We start from the raw sequence: 489 nt of genomic DNA on the forward strand, positions 1-489 counted from the left end.
GTTTTAGGAAATACAGCCTCAACCGCTTCGGGGAAACCTTTCAGGCCGTCTATGCAGGCAATCATAATATCTTCCACACCGCGTTTCTTCAGATCAGTGAGAACTCCAAGCCAGAATTTGGCCCCTTCATTTTCTGAACTATAAAGCCCAATTAAATCCTTTTTTCCTTCGATATCAACCCCGAGGATATTATAGATCGCACGGGTTTCAACAGCACCATTCACCCTTACCTTGAAAAACATACAATACAGAAATACAAATGGATAGACCGTTTCAAGAGGACGGTTTCTCCATTCTTGAACCTAGGGTAGTACCCTATCGGTAATACGGGATATCTCTGCAGGAGATATCTCGATAGCATTCATTTGCTGAACATAATCCCCCATTGCTCGGGTACTCACTCCCATAGCGTACATCGATAAGATAGTACCTTCCAGCTCATCGGTAATGATTAGCTGGCGTTTGGGCACAATCTTAGGTTCAAAAGTA

At 43.4% G+C, this 489-nt stretch carries 1 pseudogene; it reads right to left on the reverse strand.

What is annotated here, in order from left to right:
- Window positions 1-470 (reverse strand): annotated as a pseudogene (locus tag GNY06_RS00045) (IS256 family transposase); the annotation flags it as partial.
- Window positions 471-489 lie beyond the last annotated feature (19 nt).

Source organism: Elizabethkingia argenteiflava, assembly GCF_009904105.1.
In the GTDB taxonomy this organism is placed as follows: domain Bacteria; phylum Bacteroidota; class Bacteroidia; order Flavobacteriales; family Weeksellaceae; genus Elizabethkingia; species Elizabethkingia argenteiflava.